The organism is Mongoliitalea sp. (assembly GCF_054166905.1).
Genome location: NZ_JBSZCK010000040.1, coordinates 311493 through 332389, shown reverse-complemented (window position 1 = coordinate 332389; position 20897 = coordinate 311493). Strand labels below are relative to the sequence as shown.

Genomic DNA, 20897 nt, shown 5'->3' with positions numbered 1-20897 from the left:
AATTGCCACAAAGTCACAAAGACTCTAAGGGATGATACTAAATCCGAGTTTTACCTGAGAAATATTTTTAAACTCGATTTATGAGACAACCACAACATAATTTACTCCCATAGAGGATTGAGATCTGACAGCGCTTAATTAACTCTCAAATCACTGAGCTGAGCCTCTGGGGTACTTTTCTTTTCCTCATTTTTTTGGAAAACTTCATCCAGCCAATCAAAAACCGTGTGCCGAATCAAGGTAATATTAGGCAGCATGTTCTTTCCGGAAGCCCCCAGTTCCGCTTTTCCGATAACCAAATCCACCTTTGGGTTATTGATTTTTTTCATAGAATCTTCAATAAATCCCTTCGTGGCCCAATAAGCCAATTCATCCTCACCCACCATTAAAAGGCTGGGGCATTGGATAGCGGAAGGGTCTGCTTTAAATTCCTTACAGGCATCCAGCCATTCCTGTATGGTATTCACTTTCCATCGCCATTTGTATACATCCATCACATTGAACAAACCGCCCAACCAAGACCCAAACAGCCTGGTGATCATTTTGAACAAGGGGAAGTTTTCATATTTGGCCAAAATCTTCAACTCTTTGACCTGCACCAAATAATCGTATTGGTTCAAAATAATGCTATTGGCAATCATGGCTTTGATACGCTTGTCTTTGGCAGCAGCCCTGGCTACGGTATACCCCCCCATGCTGGGGCCAAATACTGCCAACCTCTCCATATCCACATCCGGCCTGCTTTCCAGGTAATCGATTACTTTTGCTACAGGTTTTTCCATGGCAGGTTCCATTTTCATGCCCTCTGCCGCGGTATTTCCCATTCCGGGAAGGTCCACGGTGATCATATTGTAACCACGTTCCTGGTCACCTATGCCAAATATCATACACATGTCCTCACAAAAAGATTCTCCTCCACCTACATTGTATAGCGTAGGCCTTTTGACATTGCTGTTGTCCGGTTTGATAAAATAACCCGGTAGTTTCTTCCCTTCATATTCAATTTCAATGGCTTCGATGGGAGGGTTAAATAATGCCGCAGCTTTCCTGAAATTTTCTACAGAATGCTTTCTGATTTCATTATAACGCTGGGTTTCTTTCACAGGACTCAGATTCAACAGAGCAGCCCTATTCAAGTAGTATACACGTAAGAAAGTTTCTCTGGCTGTTATGGTATGTCCCCGGGAAAGGCTTTTTTGAGCTTGAATTTCCAACAAATCTGCTATTTTGGTGAGCTCTCGTACCCATGCTTGGGTATCATACTGTCCAACATTCCTGACGGCAGCAAAGGCTTCACCAACATCGGCTCCTCCTCTTGCTCCAAATGCAAGCAGGTAGGAAAAATAACCATCTGCGATGGGATTCTTGTAATAAAACCTCATTCTCCCGACAAGGGGTTTATTGTCTTTGGACACCTTGTGGGAATCGCTTTTTACGACTGTGTTGTTTTTTGTCTGGGCTTTCATAGTATTGGGATTTTGGTAATACAACTCATTGATTTACTGTAAATTTCAATAAATACAACGACATTTAATGGGAAAAAAAGTAATGGAATTTGGTAAAAATTCGGGTAGCTTATTCGATAGTTTAACCGGACAGGTTTTATTCTTTTTTCAGGCTTTTCCTGTAAGCGGCTGGGCTTGATCCGCACATTTTTTTAAAAAATTTCACGAGATGGCTGTAATCATCAAATTTCAACTTCCAAGCAAGTTCTTTAATGCCAATATCTGTAGAAGACAACAGGGTCTTGGCATGTAAGAAAGTGATTTCGTCGATGATACATTTGGGAGTAGTTTGGAAGACTTTTTTGACTGCGTCTGCCAGATAAGCAGGACTGATCTCCAAAAGTCCCGCGTAAAAAGCAACCGATCTATCTTGCAAATAATGTTTCAGCACCAAACGCTTAAAGTTGGTGGCGATTTTTTGATATTGAAGTTCTACAAATCTTCCTTCACTTTTTATTTCAGAAATTATCCGGTTGATGTACACGATCATAACTTGAAGCAGATTCCGGAATACCATAATATTCTCCTCCTGCAATTGCTCTTGCTCTTGCAGCATCAATTCAAAAAAATAACTCAATCGCTTATATTCTTTTTTGCTCAGGGGCACGACCAAGGGTTGGACACTATGCAGAAAACCAAAACTTTGCATTGGTTGAGGTATACTCCCCAGATTCAAAAAAGATTCTTTGAAGTTGACCACAAAGCCATCCCAATCACCGGTTTTTTCCCAGTTAAGGATTTGACCGGGAAGATAGATGACCATGGTATATTTTTCAATTTCTTCCCGGATATCAAAAACACCCACCGCCGCCTTAAGGTCTCTTCCAATTGCAATCTGAAAATAAGTAATACTGAAAGGCCCCATAAAAGGCACGATTTCATCACCAAGTTCTGAAAAACGAAATACATGAAAATTTTCATCGCAGGACCGCATGGGGGTATTGGCAGCCTGATAATAATCATTAAATTCCCGGTATATCGGTATGTCCAATTCTTCTTTCAAAGCATACTTTTTATAGTGTCTATCATCAGTCCAGTGGCTTTTCGGTGTCCCTTACCATTGATCTGATTGGTAACCCCACAGAAATACAGATCCGTTTTGGGATTGTAAAAGGCGAAAGTACCTGTCTGTCCCCAATAGCCAAGAATCTCTCCAGGGTATTTGAATGGGAATAAAATCCTTGGAATCCATAATTTCTCCAATCCTACTCCATATTGGAAAAGACCTGGCGGAGGTAAAATCATCTTCCATTGTTTCATGGAAGCTACCTCAGCCTTTGGGAAAAATACCCCTCCAAAAAAAGCTTTCAGGAAAATCATCACCTCATCCACGGTAGATACAATTCCCCCCTCAGGTCCAATGGAGGCCATGTATTCGGGCAACCATAATTCTTTAGCACCATAATAGAATGGCACAGGACAGTTATCGGCTTTATCCCCATACACATAAGTGTTTCTCAGGCCCAAGGGATCAAAGATTTTTACCTTCATGATCTCTGGAATGGACTGGGCGCTGACTTCTTCAATGATTTTTCCTAACAACTGATAATTGGAATCCGAGTAGGCTGCCTTCCTTCCCGGTCTGAAATTGGGTTTTAATGCTTTGATCAGGTCAATGGTCCTGTCCAATGGCCAAGCTTGATCATTTCCCTCCAACAATTCGTCCGCTACCGTTCGCCCATTTTCCTGTTTATGAAAAAAATAATCCGGTATACCAGAGGTATTGGAAATCAAATGCTTGATGGTCAACTGATCAGAATAATCCACTCCCTTCAGCACATGAAGGCGATCGGTATAGCGTTCAGGTAAAAACTTTTTGATGCTATCATCAAGGCTGATTTTCCCTTTCTCGATCAATTGCATCACAAGCACCGTGATGTACATTTTGGTGACGGAAGCAATGAAATACTTGTCCTCCACTCGCATACTGCCAGCAGCGCCTGACCAAGAATCTCCTTTATCCCCATGCTCCACTTTCATCGCTACACTGAAAATATTTTTGTTGTCCACCATTTTTTGGAGGGAAGCTTGGAGCAGAGCAGGGTTTAATATCCGTTTCATACTATAAATATAAAAAAAGCCAGCAAATCAGATAGGGAATTGCAATAATGAAAATGTCAAGCATGCGAAGATTATAATTTCTAAACAGCGGGTGTACTAATAGGGATATACCTTTCATAAACATTCCAAACCTCGAACATCAGTTTTTTTAGAATCCAGACCGAATCGAAATTTGCTTTGAATTATTAAGATTAATTTCCCAAAGCTTATAATTAAAAAAATCGGCCTAAACCTATCAATTATTGCTTTTATATTAGCAAGCCTCTATCTATCCACTTTGAAGAATAAAAACCAAAGTAAATCTAAAAACAAAATCAAAAAATGTAAAAAACCCTGCTACTGATATCCTAGCAGGGTTTTTGAATTAATGTCTTACTTCTCCCCAATAAAAGGCAAACTCTCTGCTATTGCCAATAAAATTGTATTTTGAATAAAACTATCTAATTGGAGAAACTTAGCGGTTTCTGTAGGGGATACGACTTTATTGAATCGTTTCTGATACTTTTTATGCAAAGCTGCAATAGAAGCATTGTTTCGGATGATCGATTTAGCAATCGCATCCGCCTGAGCATCTGTGAGACTTTCAAAGTTTTCTAAGTAATCATTGATTGTTTTGATTCTTTGCTTAATAAGCTCTCTTCTTTCGGTTTCGTAGGCATTGTATACAGACCAGAACTGATCATTTCTATCGTAACCCATATATTCTTCAATCAATGCTCTTCTTTCCATGCCAAAGGCACTTTGAATCAAAGAGATTTCATCATCAATGGATTGTGCCCAAAGCAACGCTGGACTTAACAATAAAGCTGCTACAAGAAGTAAATTGATTTTCATAATTTAGTTTTGTCAATGGTTTAAGTGCTAGTAATATACTAAAAACAAGTTAAAAATACTTTATGAAAAGAGCCGTCAATATCTCTCATACCTAATCTTTCGTCTCTTAAAAAAACCTACCTTTACATCATGTCAAAAAACTTAAGTCAAGAATACGCCGAATTTTTAATACCTGCTGGGATAGAATCGTTGAATGAGATGCAACTGGATTTTATAAAGCAATCGCGGCAGGTTGATCAGCTTATGCTCTTATCCCCTACGGGATCGGGAAAGACCTTAGCATTTTTACTTCCTTTACTTGACACACTTGACCCTCAGCTGCGCGCCACACAAGCAATTATCATCGTACCTTCCAGAGAGTTGGCTATTCAAATCGAACAAGTTTTTAAATCACTAAAATCTAACTTTAGAGTAAGCACTTGCTATGGAGGGCATTCGGCAAAACTTGAACAACAATCATTAACCGAAGGACCTGCGGTGGTCATTGGTACCCCAGGTAGGCTTTCAGACCATATTTTACGAGAATCCCTTTCGTTGCAACACATCAAAACCATTGTTTTAGATGAGTTTGATAAATCCCTACAAATGGGTTTTCATGAACAACTACGTGTGATTTTCAAAGCATTAACAGGAAAAGAAAAACATATCCTAACATCGGCTACTAAACTTGACCGCATGCCGGACTTTCTTCCTTTTCAAAAACCGCATCTTATCAATTATCTCAAGGATGAGGTAGAATCAAAATTAGAACTCAAGGTAGTTCACACCTCAAGCAAGGTAAAAGTAGAAACGTTGATGCGCTTAGTTGCGGGATTTCAACACGAGGCTTGTTTGGTTTTTTGTAATCATCGTGAAGCTGTGGATAGAATCAGTTTACTTTTAAATGATTATGGCTTTGAACATGGAGTGTTGCATGGAGGAATGGAGCAACTCGACCGTGAAAAGAACCTGATCAAATTCCGTAGCGGAGTCTATAATCTGTTGATTGCAACTGACCTTGCCTCCCGTGGCTTGGATATCCCCGAAATCAAACATGTGGTTCATTACCAACTCCCTCCCAAGAAAGATGCTTTTACCCATCGCAATGGACGTACTGCCCGTATGCATGCAAAGGGACAAGGCTATCTTATTTTAGCCAATGATGAGGAGTTGCCAGAATATATAGATAAAACGATAGAGGAACTTGAGCTATCAGAAGAACTTACTCCCCCTACTCCTACCGAGTTTGCATGCCTTTATTTCAGCGCAGGGAAGAAAGATAAAATCAGCAAGGGAGATATCGTTGGACTATTGACCAAAAAAGGAGGTTTATCAGGAAAAGATATTGGAATGATTACAGTCTTGGACTATGCCTCCTATGTGGCAATCAAACGCACGGATGCAGCTAAAACAATCCAAAAAGTAGATCAGGAAAAATTGAAAAAAGTGAAAATCAGGGTGGCTGAGGCCAATTAATTGTCCATCAACTGACACCTATCCTACAGAAGTCCTGATGACTAATGCTAAATTCTTCTCCTTCACCGGGGTAAGCGTTTCTTTCCCATAGTCTGTATGATATTCATGATTGGTTAAGAAATTAACTTGAGTTTCCTTCCAATCCTCATCAGATAACATAGGGTTGTTGTGCCTTAACTCCATTTTCAACAACTCACTCTGCTTCAAATAAAGATCTGTCCCCAAATAAAATAAGTCCGCATCTGCCAAAATTTTTTCTAGGTCATTTTTCGGTTGTTGGGGAATTTTAGTCGCCATGATCATACCACATATAGCTTGGATATCATCTGAGGAAAAGCCATAGGCAGGCAGCTCTTCCTTCACCAAAAAACAACCAATCATTTCATGGTTTTCACTTCCTATCAAAAAACCTGAATCGTGATAAAGAGCGGCTATCGATACAAGCTCTACCTCTTTAGCTGAGCATCCTTGCAATTTGGCAAGAAATACAGCTCGATCTATAACGTATTGTGTATGTGCCAAACTATGATAGACCATAAAACTGGGCAGACTATTGGCTAAGCGCTCGAACATCTGATTAACCATGCGTGTATCCTTTTCCAAAAATATATTAGTTAGTTTTTTTGAATGAGCCCACCTTTTACTTCTTTGATGCTGTGAACGAATATGAAGGCATCAGAATCAATTTTCACAGCTGCTTCTCTGATTCTGTGGATTTCAAGGCGTGTGACGACAGTCATGATGATATCTGCATCAGATTTAATATCGAAAGACCCTGGTAAATAACCTCGCTCTCCTTTATACACGGTTAGAGCTTTATTGAAATCATGTACGATCATATGTTTAATCTGTTCAGGGTTTTTGGAAACGATATGTAAAGCGGTATACTCCTGAAATCCATCTACCACATAACCAGTAGTTTTCATAGCTGTATAATATACCAGAATTGAGTACATACCCGTTTCAATACCAAATTTGTATGCCGCACCAATGATGATTAGGGTATTCAAGGTGAGTATAATTTCCCCAGCCGAAAACGCTGATTTTCGCTCCGTATACAAGGCAATTACCTCCAAGCCATCGATCACACCTCCCCCACGGATAACAAAACCAATACCCAGCCCAATAAAAAAACCTCCAAAAACAGCAATAAGCACTTTATCTGTTGTAAATACAGGTATTTCGATTAAATACATACCTGCGGCCAATAAGAGAACTGCTATACTCGCTTGTACCCCAAATGTTTTACCGATTTTTTTGAATCCTATAATCAAAAAAGGTATGTTAAACCCGATGAGCAATAGACTTATATGGATATTGGAAAAACTTTTTACCAATATAGAAATGCCCGTGACCCCTCCATCTAAAAAATTATTTGGGACCATGAATCCTTGCAAACCTACAATCGCAAGACCTACCCCTATGATGGTAAATGCGATAGAACGTAGAGAAAAAACTGATTTCCAGCTGATTGGACTCATTCGATTTATTTTTTAGTAGTTGAATATACTTAATTTCATCAAAAATTCACTTATGAGCAGCTATTTTTCGACTTTATATACCATTATAGGTTCTTTTTTATTCTTTACGCGTACCTCACCTACAGGAAGGCATTCAAAAGAATCTTTTATTTTAAGGTAGTTTTGTTCGTTAATATATATCTCCCCTTTATCTGCGGCCGCTTGTAAACGCGCTGCCAAATTGACCGTATCTCCAATCACCGTGTAATCCAAGCGCTTAAGAGCAGCCGAACCTATATTTCCCCAAACCATTTCACCGCTATTAATTCCAATAGAAACTTCCGGTTTAAATTTTGACACCTCTGTACCTAAATCAGTCTTTTGTAAGGCATTCCGAATAGCTAAGCAAGCATCGACTGCTCTATCGAGGTGATACGAACCTTTAAAGGTAGCCATAACTGCATCGCCCAAAAACTTATCCACTGTCCCATCTTCTTGTATAATTTCTTTGACAATAATGTCGAAGTAAGCATTTAGCATATTCACCACAAAATCAGGAGACTCTGTTTCGCTTATAGCAGTGAAGCCACAAATATCAATAAACGCTACCGTGCCCTCCGTAGTCTCATTTGCCAAAAGTGAGGCCTCCATCTCTTTACCCCCCATAAAATTGAGTACAGTTTCATCTACATACATCCTCAAAATATTGTTTTCTTTGACTGCTTGAAGAGTTCGCTTCAGGATTGCTATATGCTCAATAGTTTTATCAATTGTAATTTCTAAATCTTTAAAATCAATTGGTTTGGTTATAAAGTCAAAGGCACCACGATTCATAGCGGTACGAATATTTTCCATATCTCCATACGCAGATACCATTACTGCTTTGACCAAACCATGCTGTTCATGTAACTTACTAAGAAATGTAAGCCCATCCATCACAGGCATATTGATATCACTCAATACTAGATCAATATCCGGATGATCCAACAATTGCTCTAAGGCTTTTTTTCCATTTTCAGCAAATACAAAATCGTATTCACCCTGACGAATTTTTTGCCTGAATCGCTGTTTGATAAGGATTTTTAAATCTTCTTCATCATCCACTACCAAAATCTTGGTCATACATTTTTCAATTTAAGGGTTAAGTTACTGTAAGGGTAATCCTAAATAGTGATCCTTCGTTTGGAATACTTTCTATTTGCAAGCTTCCGCCATGAGCGATAATTATATCGTTACTGATTGACAATCCCAGTCCTGTCCCTTCTGTACCTTTTTTGGTAGTAAAAAAGGGCTGTAAAATCTTTCTTCTAACATCATCAGACATGCCAGGCCCATTATCTTCTACTTCAATCAGCACACTTCCTTGTTGATTTCTGGTTCGTATTATCAGCCTAGGTTCAAAACCTTGTTCAACTTCTTTAATTTTCATTCGTAACGCATCAAAAGCATTGTTACATAAATTAACAATCACTCGACTAAAGTCCTCTCCCACTACCTCGATTTGTGGGATTGAAGTATCCAAATCATATTGAATATCTACATTGATGGGATGCTTGCCAGCACGCATTCCATGAAAACTTAGGTTTGTATACTCCTTAATCATGGCGTTCAGATCAGTCAGCTCTTTTTGTCCATTGCCGCCTCTAGAGTGTTGCAACATGGAAGTGACTATACTATTGGCCCTTGATCCATGATGAATAACTTTTGATAAATTAAATCTGATGTCTTCTAAATTTTCACGAACGAAAGTATTTTCTAAAAAGCTATCAGTAGGTTTCTCCATCTCCTTGAAAACCTCTTCTATAAGCTCTAGGGAAACTTCACTAAAGTTTTTGACAAAATTCAATGGATTCTTTATCTCATGGGCAATTCCTGCGGTAAGCTCTCCTAAAGATGCCATTTTCTCCGCATGAATCAATTGAGCTTGCGTGGCTTTCAAATCTTGATAAGCCTGTTCGATTTGCTTGGCCTGTTCCAGCTCCCTTTGCTGTGTACGTTCTCTTTCTCGGCGGATAGTTTTAGCTTTTTGAAAAAGGTGGATGACCCTAAATACAAAGAGTAAAATCACAGCATATAAAGTAATAGCCAACCATGTGCGATACCATGGCGGACGAACCGCAAAGCTATAAGACACTATGTCGGACCATTCACCCGCTTCCCCTTCTGCTGGTCCTATGTAACGCGCCTTTACTTTAAAAGTGTAATCTCCCTCCCACATGTTACCAAAAGAAGCACTACTTTTCTTGCTTGAGGGACTCCAATCTTTCGTATAACCTTCTAACAAAAAACTGTACTCCATAAGATTAGGCCGAGCTAATTCATCGGTCGCAAAGTCAATTGTAATACTATTGTACAGATAAGGTAAACTGAGGTTTATGGGTATATTTTCAAACGCACTAATGGAAGAAAATGTAATACCAGCATATTTTTCTTGGAACTCCTTTCGTTCCTCAGGACTTAAAATCCTACCAAATATTTTCAACTCATTACCATTCTGCGAAAGACTATTTTTTTCACGTGAAGATTCCTTGACCAATAAAGTATACCAACTGATTGGCTCTTGATCTAGACTGATGGACTTCACTTTTGCAATTGGTTTATATTTTTTCTTTTCTAATTCCTGATAATCAAATCTCACCAATCCCGTCAAATCACTACCATTTCCTGCCCATAAAACCCCTTTACTGTCTAAAAGCATACCTTTATTGACATCCTTTACTGGGAAACCATAGTTTGTCGAATAATATTCTATTTGATTTACTATTTGAGGAATTGGTAGCATAGCAGCCTCTGCTGGTATTACTGTAAAACCACGATTTGTTCCGATAAAAATTACACCTTGTTGATCTTGGACGAGGTCATAAACCGTATTGTCACTCAATCCATTTTCCCTATTAAATGTAGTAAATGAATCGCCATCAAATATAGACACTCCGCCTCCCTGAGTCGCAAACCAATACCTTCCAATCCTATCCTGAATAATACTCCAGACCACTTCATTGGCTAACCCTTCCTGAGTTGAATAGTTTGTAAATGATTGACCGTCAAACTTAGAAACACCAGACGCTGTTCCTAACCAAATACTGCCATCACTGTCTTCATAAAGTCCATAAATAATGTTACTTGGGAGACCATGATTAGTGGTAAAAACTGTGAGTGAAGCATTTGGATCAAAGATGCTAGTGCCTTCTAATTTAACGAGTCCACCCCCACCAGTTCCTAACCATATTGCACCATTTGAGTCTTCAATGATATCATAAATCACATCACTTGGAAGACCATTTACAGTGTTAATAGTAGTAAATGTTCCAGCAGCACCAACTCTATTACTTTCTTGATAAAAAGATAAACCTCCTCCGCCTGTTCCAAACCATAAATTTCCTTTACGATCTTTCAATGAGCTGATTACAAGTGGATGGGCTAAACCTTGATCCGTGGAATAATTCGTAAAAGTCTTTCCATCAAACCTTGCTAACCCAGCTCCATTAGTCCCAAACCAATAATTTCCAAAATCATCTTCAACAATGCTGAAAACTCCATTTTCAGGAAGCCCCTGACTCATCGTGAAGTTCGAAAAAGCTTTTCCATAAAAAAGAACTACTCCACCGCCACCTGTTCCAATCCATAGATTCCCGGACCTATCTTCTGTAATACTATAGATAAGACTTTTAGGTAATCCTTCGGAACTTGTATAGGTGGTGAACTCCTGACCATCAAACTTTGTAATACCTCCTATGCCAGTTGCAAACCAAATATTGGAGTCCCGATCTTCAATGATATCCCAAATCTCATTGCTTCCTAATCCATCAGCAATCGTATAGGAAGTAAAGGTTCCTTTTTCTTTATTATCGGAAGACTGATAAGAAGAAACTCCCCCTCCTCCTGTACCTATCCAAAGCGTACCTGTTGAATCCACCAATAAACAATTAACTTTATTATCAATCAATCCATTGGCCGTTGTGAATTCAGTAAAAGAATTCCCATCAAATCTTACTAGTCCAGAATTACCCGTGGCAAACCATAGATATCCCTCTTTATCTTCAGTGATTTTTATAATTGAATTACTTGGTAAACCGTTTTCTTGGGTGTAATTCACAAATGAAGCCCCATTGAATTTAGATACCCCACCATCTCCAGTGGCTATCCAAATATTACCTTTACTATCCACTGTCACACCGTAAACCAGGTTATCTGCAAGTCCATCAGATGTATTGAATGTGGTAAATTCTAACCCATCATACCTCGACACACCTCCACCATCTGTTCCAATCCAGATATTCCCATTTAAATCCTCTGTTATGCAATGGACTAAGTTATTTGCGAGCCCATGGGTAGTGGTGTAATTGGTAAAAGACATCCCGTCAAATTTGGAAATCCCTCCTCCCCAAGTGCCAAACCATAAATTCCCATGGGTATCCAAAACCGAACTGGTGATATTGTCTAAAGCTAATCCATTGTCAGTTGTAAAGATGGTGAGGTGGGAAAGACCTCCATCACCTAAATTATAAGGATTACCATTTTTATCCAGCACTGCTTTACCTTGGTCATCCACGAGAATAGGTCGTAAATTGACCTTAGGAGGCAAAATTCGTAACTTCTTAGTTTCCTCAAATTTAATAAAATAGCTTTCTTCTTCTGTTCGTGGAATTTTAAAGGACTGAAGCTTCCCCATATCTGCCAACTTGATTAATTTAGGTTGCAGAGAATCTGGTAGGTCTCCTACATTAGTTGACCTTGGCATCACCCTTTGGACATTATCTCGTACTTCTCCCGATAACTGAAGTATTTCTACTTCAGAACTAGATTGACCACAAGCCCAAAAAAGCAATCCAACTATTACTCCTTTAAAAATTTTTAAAATCATACGCTTAGTTCCTTATGATAATTCTAGGTGGCGATTGGCCCCTTGCATAGGTCATTCCCTCATGAACAAAAACAGTATAAGCAAAAGTACCACGTGGACTATTTGCAGAAACTGCCAATACCAATGGATTACCAGCTTTCACTTCACGGGTATCATGTCCAAAAATCTTTTGATCAGGGAAAGTTAAGGAGGCATCAGATCCTTCTACCACCCATCGAATTCGATCTCCTCTCCTCATGGTAACATCGCTGCGAGACTCATCACCATCAATTACTACACGCCACTCATCGTTGATCACTTTTACGACTAGTCTATATTCTTGTCTTCTTTGATCTTGCTCATTAGAAAAGCGTTCAAAAATAAAGTTTTGACCAAGTATGGAAAGGAAAAAAAATCCCACCAACAGGGCACTGACACTCATAACTTTAAAATTCATAACAGTTAATTTAAAAGGGTTATTTTAATTTTTATTCGAAACAACAGCGCACAACTAGATACCCAAAGCTTCAACATTCAAGATAATCATTTTATCTTCAATTTTCTACAAGAACTTTATTTTACGAAAAACTATTTAGATACTCTTTAAACAGTCTCTACACATCAAATTCATTTTGATAAGCACTCTTATTACTTAATTTTTAGATAATGAAATAGTGAATTTAGTCCCAACACCAACTTCACTTTCCACATGTAAAATACCAGAATGTCTCTTCACAATATCATGTGAAATACTCAGCCCAAGTCCGGTCCCTTCCGTCCCTTTCTTTGTTGTAAAAAAAGGCTGAAGGATTTTATCTTTGATGGCTTCTGGAATACCAATGCCATTATCCTCAAAGGAAATTCGAACCTGACCTTTTACAAGAGTAGTAGTCACTTTTAATTTTGGTATAAATTGCATAGTAGAAGAACTTCGATCTTGAATCTTTTGGTTGTCTGACTGGTAGGCAGGTCTTTTACTTTGTGTTTTTAAAACCCTCTCCCGCATCGCATCAAAAGCATTATTACATAAATTCAATATCACCCGACTAAAATCTTCCTCTATTAAATTAATACTACCTATATTTTCATCTAAATCATACTGTATATCCACATTGATAGGGTTTTTTCCAGCCCTCATGCCGTGAAAGGCTAAGTTTATATACTCTTTGACATGCGCATTGAGATCGGTGGGCTCCATCTTGCCCGACCCACCACGGGAATGCATCAGCATGGAACTGACAATACCATTAGCGCGTGTGCCGTGTTCGTGAATCTTGCTAAGATTGACTTTCACATCCTGAAGGATCGCTACGATTTCTTTCTTGGTTGTAGAATCTTCTAGCTTATCTAACTCCTCGAAAACTTCTTCAAGCAGTTCTGTACCTATTTCCGAAAAATTATTGACGAAATTTAATGGATTTTTGATTTCATGAGCTATTCCAGCAGTCAATTGACCTAGAGAAGCAAGCTTTTCCTGTTGAATTAATTGTTCTTGGGCACTGATCAAGATATCGTTTTTCTCTTGAATATTTTTCAATGCTTTAGATTTTCCTAATTCATAAATCAATAAAATTAGAAAAATAGTGAAGTTAGTACCCAAGATTGAAGAAAAGTAAAAGAGCTGTTTTTTACTTAAATCATATTGTGGCACTGGGGCTCCAAGATTGGATTCCATAATAAATAAGCCTAAGCTTAAAATTGCCGAAACAATCATCCAAAAGATGGCTGCGTTTTTTCCTGAAATTAGCATCGCTACAGCAGGAAGTAAAAATAATGCTGCTGCCGCTGGTGAGCTTAATCCACCTTGTAGCCAAGCTTGAATTGGGAAGGTTACTGCAAACTGGGTCAAAAATACTGTTGCGGCAATCGGTTTTGGTAATCCATATCTATAGGCAAAAAGGATAAGCAAATTGATAAAGGCATTGATTAAAAGTAAATAGGCATTTACCTCTGAATCAATTTCGTAAGCAAGATTTACTCCTAAAAGATTGGAAAGCCCTGAAATAAGAAGTACGGAAACAAAAATTGTCTCCGAGCGAAGATTGTCTTCAGTTTCGAGCTTTTTTTTCGGGATAAAGAATTGAGTGATTTTCTTAAACATAACTAACCTTTACTAAGAACACCAAATAGTGTCCCATGTCTTTTCCATAACGTATAGATGAAAGTACTATCCAGTAGGAAACAAGATACCCCCAAGAATTGTACAAAATGATTTTCAGGATAAAAGAAAAACATTGACACGGTAATCAACCCTGTCCCTAGTGTTCGCGCCCAAGCCAAAACCATGGAAAACTGTCCAGTATCTTTGGTCTGCATCAGTAAAAACAAACACTGCAGCGATAATATGACATTTATTATATATCCAGAATTGGCACCGATTAAGGTATCAAAACCTTCATTTCTATAGAAATAACTAAATAAAATCCAAAAGATGAAGTTAATGATGCAGAAGTAAACAAAATACTTTTTGGTATCCTCATTCATCGGCTGTTTGGTACCATACCTTATTACAGAATAGAAAATAAAACAATCCAGTAAAAACGCCGCTTGATAGCTCAGTGCAAATAAAAGGCCTGTATTGGGATGGTAAATCCAGCTCCATACAAATTCCCACCCAATATTTGCCCCTGCCACATAGGCGGGCATTTCAACAAATTTTTTCTTTTTGATTTCTAAAACCAAGATTACATAAGCCACGACCCAAAAAAGGCATCCTACTCCATTGAAAATCAATCCTGGAAACGAATAATCTTCAAAATTAATGAGTGGCTGATTCATCGACTCGTCTTTTTAGTTCCCCAATCCTCTGTCAAAGATTTGGGAAGATAGAAATTGAGAATGTTGGATTTGGTCATTTTACTGATCATAAATTGAGAGAAGATTCGTGTAAAAAATTGAAGGACCATTGCGAAAATCAAGCTTTTATCCAAGAATTCGCCAATCTGAGCAATTTTTTTGATACGTTTTTCAATCTTCTCCTGATGAGCTGCATTAGATTCTGGGACTGCCAAAAGATCGGATATTTCCTTGCCCATCATAATTTTCATAATGGCAACATTGGTGTTCGGAGCAAAAAAAGGATGTGATTTCAAATTGATCCATTCAAGCAATGCCCTTGTCAGCGCTTTGCCTGATTCACTTTCTTTTATTTGTTGATCAAGAATGCTGTGCCCTAGTTTGAGCGCATCCTTTGCATTTGAGGGGATCAAATCGTCATCAAGACCTACAATGTGCCCTATTACTCTCCAGCAGTGCATATATGCTTCAAGTTCTACTGGCTCTAATTCTATACCTATTTGATCCATCCCCTCTAAAATCAGTGCTGAAAAAGACATCAATGTACCTGCTAGATCTTCTTGATTGATGGGTTCACCATACTTTTCTGCATCCCAGCCATTTGCCTTAATATAATGGCGAATCACGGCATGAATCAGTCGAACCTTTTGTGTCGCGACAAGTCCTCGCCCTTTTTTGGAAAGTCCACCGGGTAACATTGCAAAAAACACAAACTGAGCAGTTTCCGAAATTCTCCTACTAAATGCCTCTGTAGATCCGTGTTTTTCATTGAGCCTAGCAGTTCTGTGAAGTACTTCGGAGCCATCTGCACAAGCATAACACTCCGGAAGAGATTTGTAACAGAGTAATAAAGATACCCAAAAGCCATGTCTAAGGTAAATCTGTTGCCCGAGAGCCATTAAATCTTGATCCGCCCAGTCAGGGAGTTGAGCACTTTCTTCAAAATAGGCTTTAAGTTCATCAGGTGCGTTAGGATCCAGATGATCTCGATCACGGGTTATATGCTCAAACAAATGATTGATAGTGGCTATTTCCTTTTTTTGCATGATCAAAGCAACTGTTTTGTCTGCAAGGGGATCTGTATGTTTTCTTTTCTCCAAAAGGAAGGAGTCTGACCAGTCATTGACCTTAGAGGTGTCAACCTGCTCCAATTTTTGCAGGGCAGCTTTTCTTAAACGCCTGTTATTTAAAATAAAGCTTATGGAAGCACTTATAAACAATAAGAGTAGTCCCAAAAATATCCAGCCAAGTAGAGTCATATTTTATTGATTAAAAAGAGATTGAAAGCGTTATTAATCCGCCAAAATTTTTTATCCTAAACTTACAAATCAACCCCTCAAAAGGAGTTCATTTTTTTCTTAAATATCGTAAAATACAATTTTATTAAAATGTAAAATACAAAATTTTATTGAGAGAAATGTGAACTATGCGAAAATTATTCTAAATATTTTCATTGGTTTACGATATGTTCAATCATTTAATATTTAGTGAAAATTTTGGTTTAATTGGGGTCCCTTATGGCCAAATGTCCTATGATTGCTTTTCGATGCCCTAGTTTTCATTTTCCAATTCAATGGTCAGTTGTTTAAGTGCATTCCGCAGTTCCAGATTTTCGCTATTTATTAATCATTTCTCAAGGAGGAATCATCTTTATTTAGCATATAATTAGGCATTTATCTGGAGTATTTGTTCTACTTCCTTTTTGAGTGAATCAAAATTAATAGGCTTTGTAAAAAACTCCTTCGCTCCAGAACTCATGGCCTTTTCATAATTCTCACTGTCTCCATATGCAGAGATCATACTTACCTTTATTTGGGGAAAATCCTTTTTTACTTGATTCAATAGTTCTAATCCGCTCATCCCAGGCATATTGATATCCGAAAAAATATACATCACCTCAGGAGGTTTTTTACTTTTTAGGATTTCAAGTGCTTCCTGACCGGAAAATGCAAAATCAAACTCAATTTTCCCACTTCTAATTTCTTTTCTAAATTTCTGACGGAAAAGCATCTCAACATCTTTCTCATCATCTACTACTAAAAACTTCATCATTCTTTTTTTGGATATTTTACATCATTTGAATCAAATATAATGTATCCATGCCGCTTTGATAATCAAACATCTGGATATCATTGCCTTAATATAGAAAAATAAAAGGTATAAAACTTCGGATATGGACAAACGATAAAAATTATTATTCCAAAGCCATTAAAAATTTCCCGAAGAATGCTGGCATTCTAATATAAAATCAAAAATTGGATACCCTAGACGATTCTCATCTTGAAATCAAAAGAAAAGTTATTCCCATAGGGAAAAACTACAGAGATGAACTCTTAAAATCGATCAAGGGACTTTGAAGCAGATATTTAAAGGAAAGATCTTATTTATTTTATGGAAATCTTATTTAGCTCCCACATACTTCCTCCAATTATGCTCTTCTTTGAATCCTAACACATCCTTAATCTTTCGATTGGAAAATAATGCCTCATGTTCCTCCAGCTCTCGGGTAATTGGAACTCCTGGAAAAAAGCGTGTAGCCAGTTCCTTACTTGGAATAATGGCACCATTGTGATCATTACCGGCATTGAAGATTTGAAACCCTAAACCATCTTTTTTCAAGCATAGGTCCACAATTTGCCCTAAATCGCGGGCATCGATGTAGCAAAAGGCATTTCTTCTACGGACTTCCGGGTGTTTAAAGTAATGAGGAAAAAGCTCAGCGTACTCATGAGGCTCAATGACGTTACCAATCCGTAAGGCATAAATATCCACACCGGATCTCCTCTGAAAGCTACGAGCCGTTTGCTCGTTTACCACTTTGGACAAACCATAGCTATCCATTGGGTCCACATCGTAATCTTCTTCCAATGGCAATGATTGAGGATTGGTCTGCCCATCTGAAAAACAAATGCCATAGGTGGTCTCCGAAGAAGCGATGATGACCTTTTTGATACCCAACTTTACAGCAGCCTCAATTACATTGTAAGTTCCCACCGTATTCACACGGAAGGTTTCATTATCAGGATTGATGAGAATTCTTGGAACAGCTGCAAAATGAACCACTGCATCGAATTTAGGTACACCAGTTCCTGCTTCCAATTCATCAAACCAGGTGTAGGAAGTCATGGCATTAAACATCTGTCCTGAATCCGTGATGTCAGCAATTATGGTATTGACCCCTTGGATATCCACCGGTTTTAAATCCACATTTAACACCTGATGACCTTGATCCAATAAATACTGAATGGCATGTTTACCTGCTTTTCCTGATCCTCCTGTAAAGAATATCCTCATGATTGAATTGATTTGATCTACACTAAGATTACAAATTACCGAAAACAAAGTTTAAAATTCCCAGAAGAATTGCCCCAAAAAAAAATCGCTGTTTTAACTAAATGAGAGATTATCCATCAAAAAAACGTTGTGCTTTCAAGCCCTCGTCGCAATCCAAAAGGATTTACTTGAAGACCAAAAGACACAACGTTTAAAAAGAACATCAAGAATTAATTCCCTGTCAAAATTTTCATCAATTCATCTAACTTCGGAGATAAGATAATCTCTGTACGTCTGTTCAGTGCTCTCCCATCTGCTGTATCATTGGAAGCTCTTGGCAAAAATTCACCCTTTCCGGAAGCGGTAACCCTGTTAGGAGAAATAGCATGCTCATCTGTTAGGATTCTGACAATAGAGGTAGCCCTAACCACACTCAAGTCCCAATTGTCTCTAAAGCGTGCAGTTCGGATAGGTACATTGTCAGTGTGTCCCTCGACCAATACATCAATCTCCTCATTTTTATTCAAAACATCTCCCAGAACTTGAATGGCCTGTCTTCCTTTTTGCTCCACATCTGCACTGCCCGAACGGAACAATAACTTATCGGACATAGAGACATATACTTTCCCATTTCTGACCTCTACAGTCAGCTCATCAGAATTGAAACCAAGTAGCGCATTTCTCACAATATCGTTCAAACGCTGTGTAATTGAATCCTGACGGGCGATAATTTGCTGCATTTCGCGCAGCGCATTTTCCCGCTCCAGCAGCAAACGCTCTTTCTCATTCAATTCATTGGATTTCTGCTGGAGAGCTGTATTAAATTGTTGGGCTTGAGAAACATTCTCATTTCTCAAGTCATCATACAGACCACGTAAATCAGAAAATTCCTGTCGGAGAACTTGATTTTGCTGAGTACTTTCATCCAACCTTGCGGTGAGATCTGCATTTTCGGACTCACTCATGGAAAGGTTGGTACATAATTCATCACGCTCTAAGATGACCGCTTTTAATCGTTTTCCTCCTGGCAATTTATCAGGAACACGATCTCCACAACGGTACACAGGGGCGCAGGAAGAGGCAGCTAATATCAGCAAGCCACCCATTAGTGCTAAGGCATTAAGTTTTGTCATAAAAGGATTATTTCTACATGGAATTTATAGTGATTTCTTACGCAAATTCATCATTTCTGTTGATGCGATCATCATAAATTATAACTGATTTAAGGTACATTCTAAAGAAAATTTTATGCCAAAAAAACTTTCTCTAAACTCAATGGCTATAAAGCTGTTACTTCTGTATGGAAAAATATGCTACAATTGATGAAACAGACTTCCCCCTGGTGAGGGTAACCTTTACAGGTGCGAAGAGTACGGATGCAAACTTTCAAACCTACCTCAATGAAAACAAGGCCTGCTACAGACATCAGCGATCACTCGGCATCCTGTTTGATGCTAGCAACGCTTCTATTCCCTCCCTCAAGCACCAACAAATGCAAGCTGCTTGGCTGAAAGAAAACAGCAATTTAATGGTGGATTTCTGTGTGGGCACGGCATATGTAATTCCCAATGCAGCCATCCGTGCAATCTTAAAAATGATCTTTTCATTTCAAAAACAACCTGTACCTTATAGTATTTTTGAGCACATCCATGAAGCCGAGCAATGGCTTCAATCAGTCCTATCAAAAGATAAAATCAATTAACTTTATCATTTGAGGGCAATTCAGGAAAAGTAGTTCTATAATTTTTTGTTCAAACTACCTGACTAAAAAATTATTGAAAGCAATTTTAGCTTGTGCACTTTGAAAGAGAGCAGCATGCCCCTCCCCGGGTAATTCGAGAATATCGATTGATTGACAATTCTTGCAGTTGGCAAGCTGCTGCTTGAATGTTGGCCATGAATGCATATGAATGGGACCATCATTCAATCCTTGAACGAATAAAATATCGGATTTGAAGCCATCAGTAAAATTCAACAAAGATCTTTCAAAATAAGCTTGAGGGTTCTCCGAAGTAGATCCATATTCATCATGTAAAATATTGCATTCCATTTCGTTAGGAATCTGACCATTTTCCTCTAATTGACATCGAAATACCAAGTTGAGTGGACCGGGAGCATTCGCAATTACACCGTCAGTTACTTGCATGGTATTAAGCCTTGTCACAATGTATCCACCCTGTGAGTGCCCGGCGATGAAGACTTTATTCAACTGAAGTCCCAACTCCAAACTTGCCTGTTCTTTTACCCAAAGAAGGGCTGCTTCTGCATGGAGTATATTATCGCCAAAAAGTAAATTTTCCTGTGGATAAGCGACGCTGATAATCATGATATCTTTTCTATCCACAATTTCTTTGAAACGCTCAAGTACATTTTGAGCAGCTTGTACGATTAAATTGTCCCGTCTTACCGTACCATGAAAAGCAACTATGACATCAAACTCATTGCCTTCAGGTTTATACACAACAAGGTCAATGTTAAAATCATTATAGTTGACTCGTTTGTTAATTTGGAAAGACGGGTTTTCTACTTTGTCTATATTTTCACTTTCTACCGAACATGAAAAAAGAAAACATAAGACTATCAATAGTAGTAGATTAAGCAGTTTCATTTCACTTTCTTTTATCATCAAATCCATGTTTATTGACAGTTAAGGAGACAGTAGGCGCCTAA

At 38.4% G+C, this 20897-nt stretch carries 18 protein-coding genes; 2 read left to right on the top strand and 16 right to left on the bottom strand.

Going from position 1 to position 20897, the window contains the following annotated elements:
- Positions 1–134 precede the first annotated feature (134 nt).
- From ACXIUD_RS15615 to ACXIUD_RS15600, 4 genes are all read right to left on the bottom strand, one after another.
- Positions 135–1466 (bottom strand): alpha/beta hydrolase family protein, encoded by a 1332-nt coding sequence (locus tag ACXIUD_RS15615; RefSeq protein WP_458053576.1) that lies wholly within the window; start codon positions 1464–1466, stop codon positions 135–137.
- Between the two features lie 136 nt (positions 1467–1602).
- Positions 1603–2508, bottom strand: a complete 906-nt coding sequence (locus tag ACXIUD_RS15610) for a helix-turn-helix domain-containing protein (protein ID WP_458053575.1) — start codon at positions 2506–2508, stop codon at positions 1603–1605.
- A complete protein-coding gene (locus ACXIUD_RS15605; RefSeq protein WP_458053574.1) occupies positions 2505–3566 on the bottom strand; it encodes a serine hydrolase domain-containing protein in 1062 nt (353 codons plus the stop codon). The genes ACXIUD_RS15610 and ACXIUD_RS15605 overlap by 4 nt, the downstream gene beginning before the upstream one ends.
- Positions 3567–3938: 372 nt before the next feature.
- Positions 3939–4400, bottom strand: a complete 462-nt coding sequence (locus tag ACXIUD_RS15600; protein WP_458053573.1) for a hypothetical protein — start codon at positions 4398–4400, stop codon at positions 3939–3941.
- Positions 4401–4529: 129 nt separating this feature from the next.
- Here ACXIUD_RS15600 and ACXIUD_RS15595 point away from each other — a divergent pair, with 129 nt between their 5' ends.
- Positions 4530–5855: a DEAD/DEAH box helicase gene (locus tag ACXIUD_RS15595; protein WP_458053572.1), complete on the top strand. Its 1326-nt coding sequence runs from the start codon at positions 4530–4532 to the stop codon at positions 5853–5855.
- A gap of 18 nt (positions 5856–5873) precedes the next feature.
- Here the strand turns inward: ACXIUD_RS15595 and ACXIUD_RS15590 are convergent, their stop codons facing one another.
- The 11 genes from ACXIUD_RS15590 to ACXIUD_RS15540 all read right to left on the bottom strand — a co-directional run bounded on the left by ACXIUD_RS15590 (position 5874) and on the right by ACXIUD_RS15540 (position 19360).
- Entirely contained in the window at positions 5874–6458 is a 585-nt protein-coding gene (locus tag ACXIUD_RS15590) for an HD domain-containing protein (RefSeq protein WP_458053571.1), read from the bottom strand.
- A gap of 11 nt (positions 6459–6469) precedes the next feature.
- Positions 6470–7336 carry a YitT family protein gene (locus tag ACXIUD_RS15585; RefSeq protein WP_458053570.1) on the bottom strand — a complete coding sequence of 289 codons (867 nt, stop codon included), beginning with the start codon at positions 7334–7336 and terminating at the stop codon, positions 6470–6472.
- 60 nt (positions 7337–7396) lie between these two features.
- A complete protein-coding gene (locus ACXIUD_RS15580) occupies positions 7397–8437 on the bottom strand; it encodes a response regulator (RefSeq protein ID WP_458053569.1) in 1041 nt (346 codons plus the stop codon).
- A 19-nt stretch (positions 8438–8456) separates the two neighbouring features.
- The gene (locus tag ACXIUD_RS15575; protein ID WP_458053568.1) at positions 8457–12179 is read right to left on the bottom strand and encodes a two-component regulator propeller domain-containing protein; all 3723 of its coding nucleotides are present in this window, start codon (positions 12177–12179) and stop codon (positions 8457–8459) included.
- Positions 12180–12183: 4 nt separating this feature from the next.
- A complete protein-coding gene (locus ACXIUD_RS15570; RefSeq protein WP_458053567.1) occupies positions 12184–12615 on the bottom strand; it encodes a hypothetical protein in 432 nt (143 codons plus the stop codon).
- Between the two features lie 195 nt (positions 12616–12810).
- Positions 12811–14259 (bottom strand): sensor histidine kinase, encoded by a 1449-nt coding sequence (locus ACXIUD_RS15565; RefSeq protein WP_458053566.1) that lies wholly within the window; start codon positions 14257–14259, stop codon positions 12811–12813.
- Positions 14260–14261: 2 nt separating this feature from the next.
- Entirely contained in the window at positions 14262–14936 is a 675-nt protein-coding gene (locus ACXIUD_RS15560) for a transmembrane-type terpene cyclase (protein WP_458053565.1), read from the bottom strand.
- Positions 14933–16000, bottom strand: a complete 1068-nt coding sequence (locus ACXIUD_RS15555) for an oxygenase MpaB family protein (protein ID WP_458053564.1) — start codon at positions 15998–16000, stop codon at positions 14933–14935. Before ACXIUD_RS15555 ends, ACXIUD_RS15560 begins: the two co-directional genes overlap by 4 nt.
- A gap of 619 nt (positions 16001–16619) precedes the next feature.
- Positions 16620–17003 (bottom strand): response regulator, encoded by a 384-nt coding sequence (locus ACXIUD_RS15550; RefSeq protein ID WP_458053781.1) that lies wholly within the window; start codon positions 17001–17003, stop codon positions 16620–16622.
- A 351-nt stretch (positions 17004–17354) separates the two neighbouring features.
- On the bottom strand, positions 17355–18248 hold the full coding sequence (locus ACXIUD_RS15545; RefSeq protein ID WP_458053563.1) for an NAD-dependent epimerase/dehydratase family protein: 894 nt from the start codon (positions 18246–18248) through the stop codon (positions 17355–17357).
- A gap of 209 nt (positions 18249–18457) precedes the next feature.
- Positions 18458–19360, bottom strand: coding sequence for an OmpA family protein (locus ACXIUD_RS15540; protein ID WP_458053562.1), 903 nt, complete (start codon positions 19358–19360; stop codon positions 18458–18460).
- A 167-nt stretch (positions 19361–19527) separates the two neighbouring features.
- Here ACXIUD_RS15540 and ACXIUD_RS15535 point away from each other — a divergent pair, with 167 nt between their 5' ends.
- A complete protein-coding gene (locus ACXIUD_RS15535; RefSeq protein WP_458053561.1) occupies positions 19528–19929 on the top strand; it encodes an STAS/SEC14 domain-containing protein in 402 nt (133 codons plus the stop codon).
- 54 nt (positions 19930–19983) lie between these two features.
- Here the strand turns inward: ACXIUD_RS15535 and ACXIUD_RS15530 are convergent, their stop codons facing one another.
- Positions 19984–20862, bottom strand: a complete 879-nt coding sequence (locus ACXIUD_RS15530) for an alpha/beta hydrolase family protein (RefSeq protein ID WP_458053560.1) — start codon at positions 20860–20862, stop codon at positions 19984–19986.
- Between the last annotated feature and the right edge of the window lie 35 nt (positions 20863–20897).

Coding starts and splice junctions, on each gene's coding strand:
- ACXIUD_RS15540 (WP_458053562.1), bottom strand. CDS start 19,360: ATGACAAAACTTAATGCCTTAGCACTAATGGGTGGCTTGCTGATATTA.
- ACXIUD_RS15555 (WP_458053564.1), bottom strand. CDS start 16,000: ATGCAAAAAAAGGAAATAGCCACTATCAATCATTTGTTTGAGCATATA.
- ACXIUD_RS15575 (WP_458053568.1), bottom strand. CDS start 12,179: ATGATTTTAAAAATTTTTAAAGGAGTAATAGTTGGATTGCTTTTTTGG.
- ACXIUD_RS15550 (WP_458053781.1), bottom strand. CDS start 17,003: ATGAAGTTTTTAGTAGTAGATGATGAGAAAGATGTTGAGATGCTTTTC.
- ACXIUD_RS15615 (WP_458053576.1), bottom strand. CDS start 1,466: ATGAAAGCCCAGACAAAAAACAACACAGTCGTAAAAAGCGATTCCCAC.
- ACXIUD_RS15600 (WP_458053573.1), bottom strand. CDS start 4,400: ATGAAAATCAATTTACTTCTTGTAGCAGCTTTATTGTTAAGTCCAGCG.
- ACXIUD_RS15580 (WP_458053569.1), bottom strand. CDS start 8,437: ATGACCAAGATTTTGGTAGTGGATGATGAAGAAGATTTAAAAATCCTT.
- ACXIUD_RS15585 (WP_458053570.1), bottom strand. CDS start 7,336: ATGAGTCCAATCAGCTGGAAATCAGTTTTTTCTCTACGTTCTATCGCA.
- ACXIUD_RS15570 (WP_458053567.1), bottom strand. CDS start 12,615: ATGAATTTTAAAGTTATGAGTGTCAGTGCCCTGTTGGTGGGATTTTTT.
- ACXIUD_RS15530 (WP_458053560.1), bottom strand. CDS start 20,862: ATGGATTTGATGATAAAAGAAAGTGAAATGAAACTGCTTAATCTACTA.
- ACXIUD_RS15560 (WP_458053565.1), bottom strand. CDS start 14,936: ATGAATCAGCCACTCATTAATTTTGAAGATTATTCGTTTCCAGGATTG.
- ACXIUD_RS15595 (WP_458053572.1), top strand. CDS start 4,530: ATGTCAAAAAACTTAAGTCAAGAATACGCCGAATTTTTAATACCTGCT.
- ACXIUD_RS15545 (WP_458053563.1), bottom strand. CDS start 18,248: ATGAGGATATTCTTTACAGGAGGATCAGGAAAAGCAGGTAAACATGCC.
- ACXIUD_RS15565 (WP_458053566.1), bottom strand. CDS start 14,259: ATGTTTAAGAAAATCACTCAATTCTTTATCCCGAAAAAAAAGCTCGAA.
- ACXIUD_RS15535 (WP_458053561.1), top strand. CDS start 19,528: ATGGAAAAATATGCTACAATTGATGAAACAGACTTCCCCCTGGTGAGG.
- ACXIUD_RS15605 (WP_458053574.1), bottom strand. CDS start 3,566: ATGAAACGGATATTAAACCCTGCTCTGCTCCAAGCTTCCCTCCAAAAA.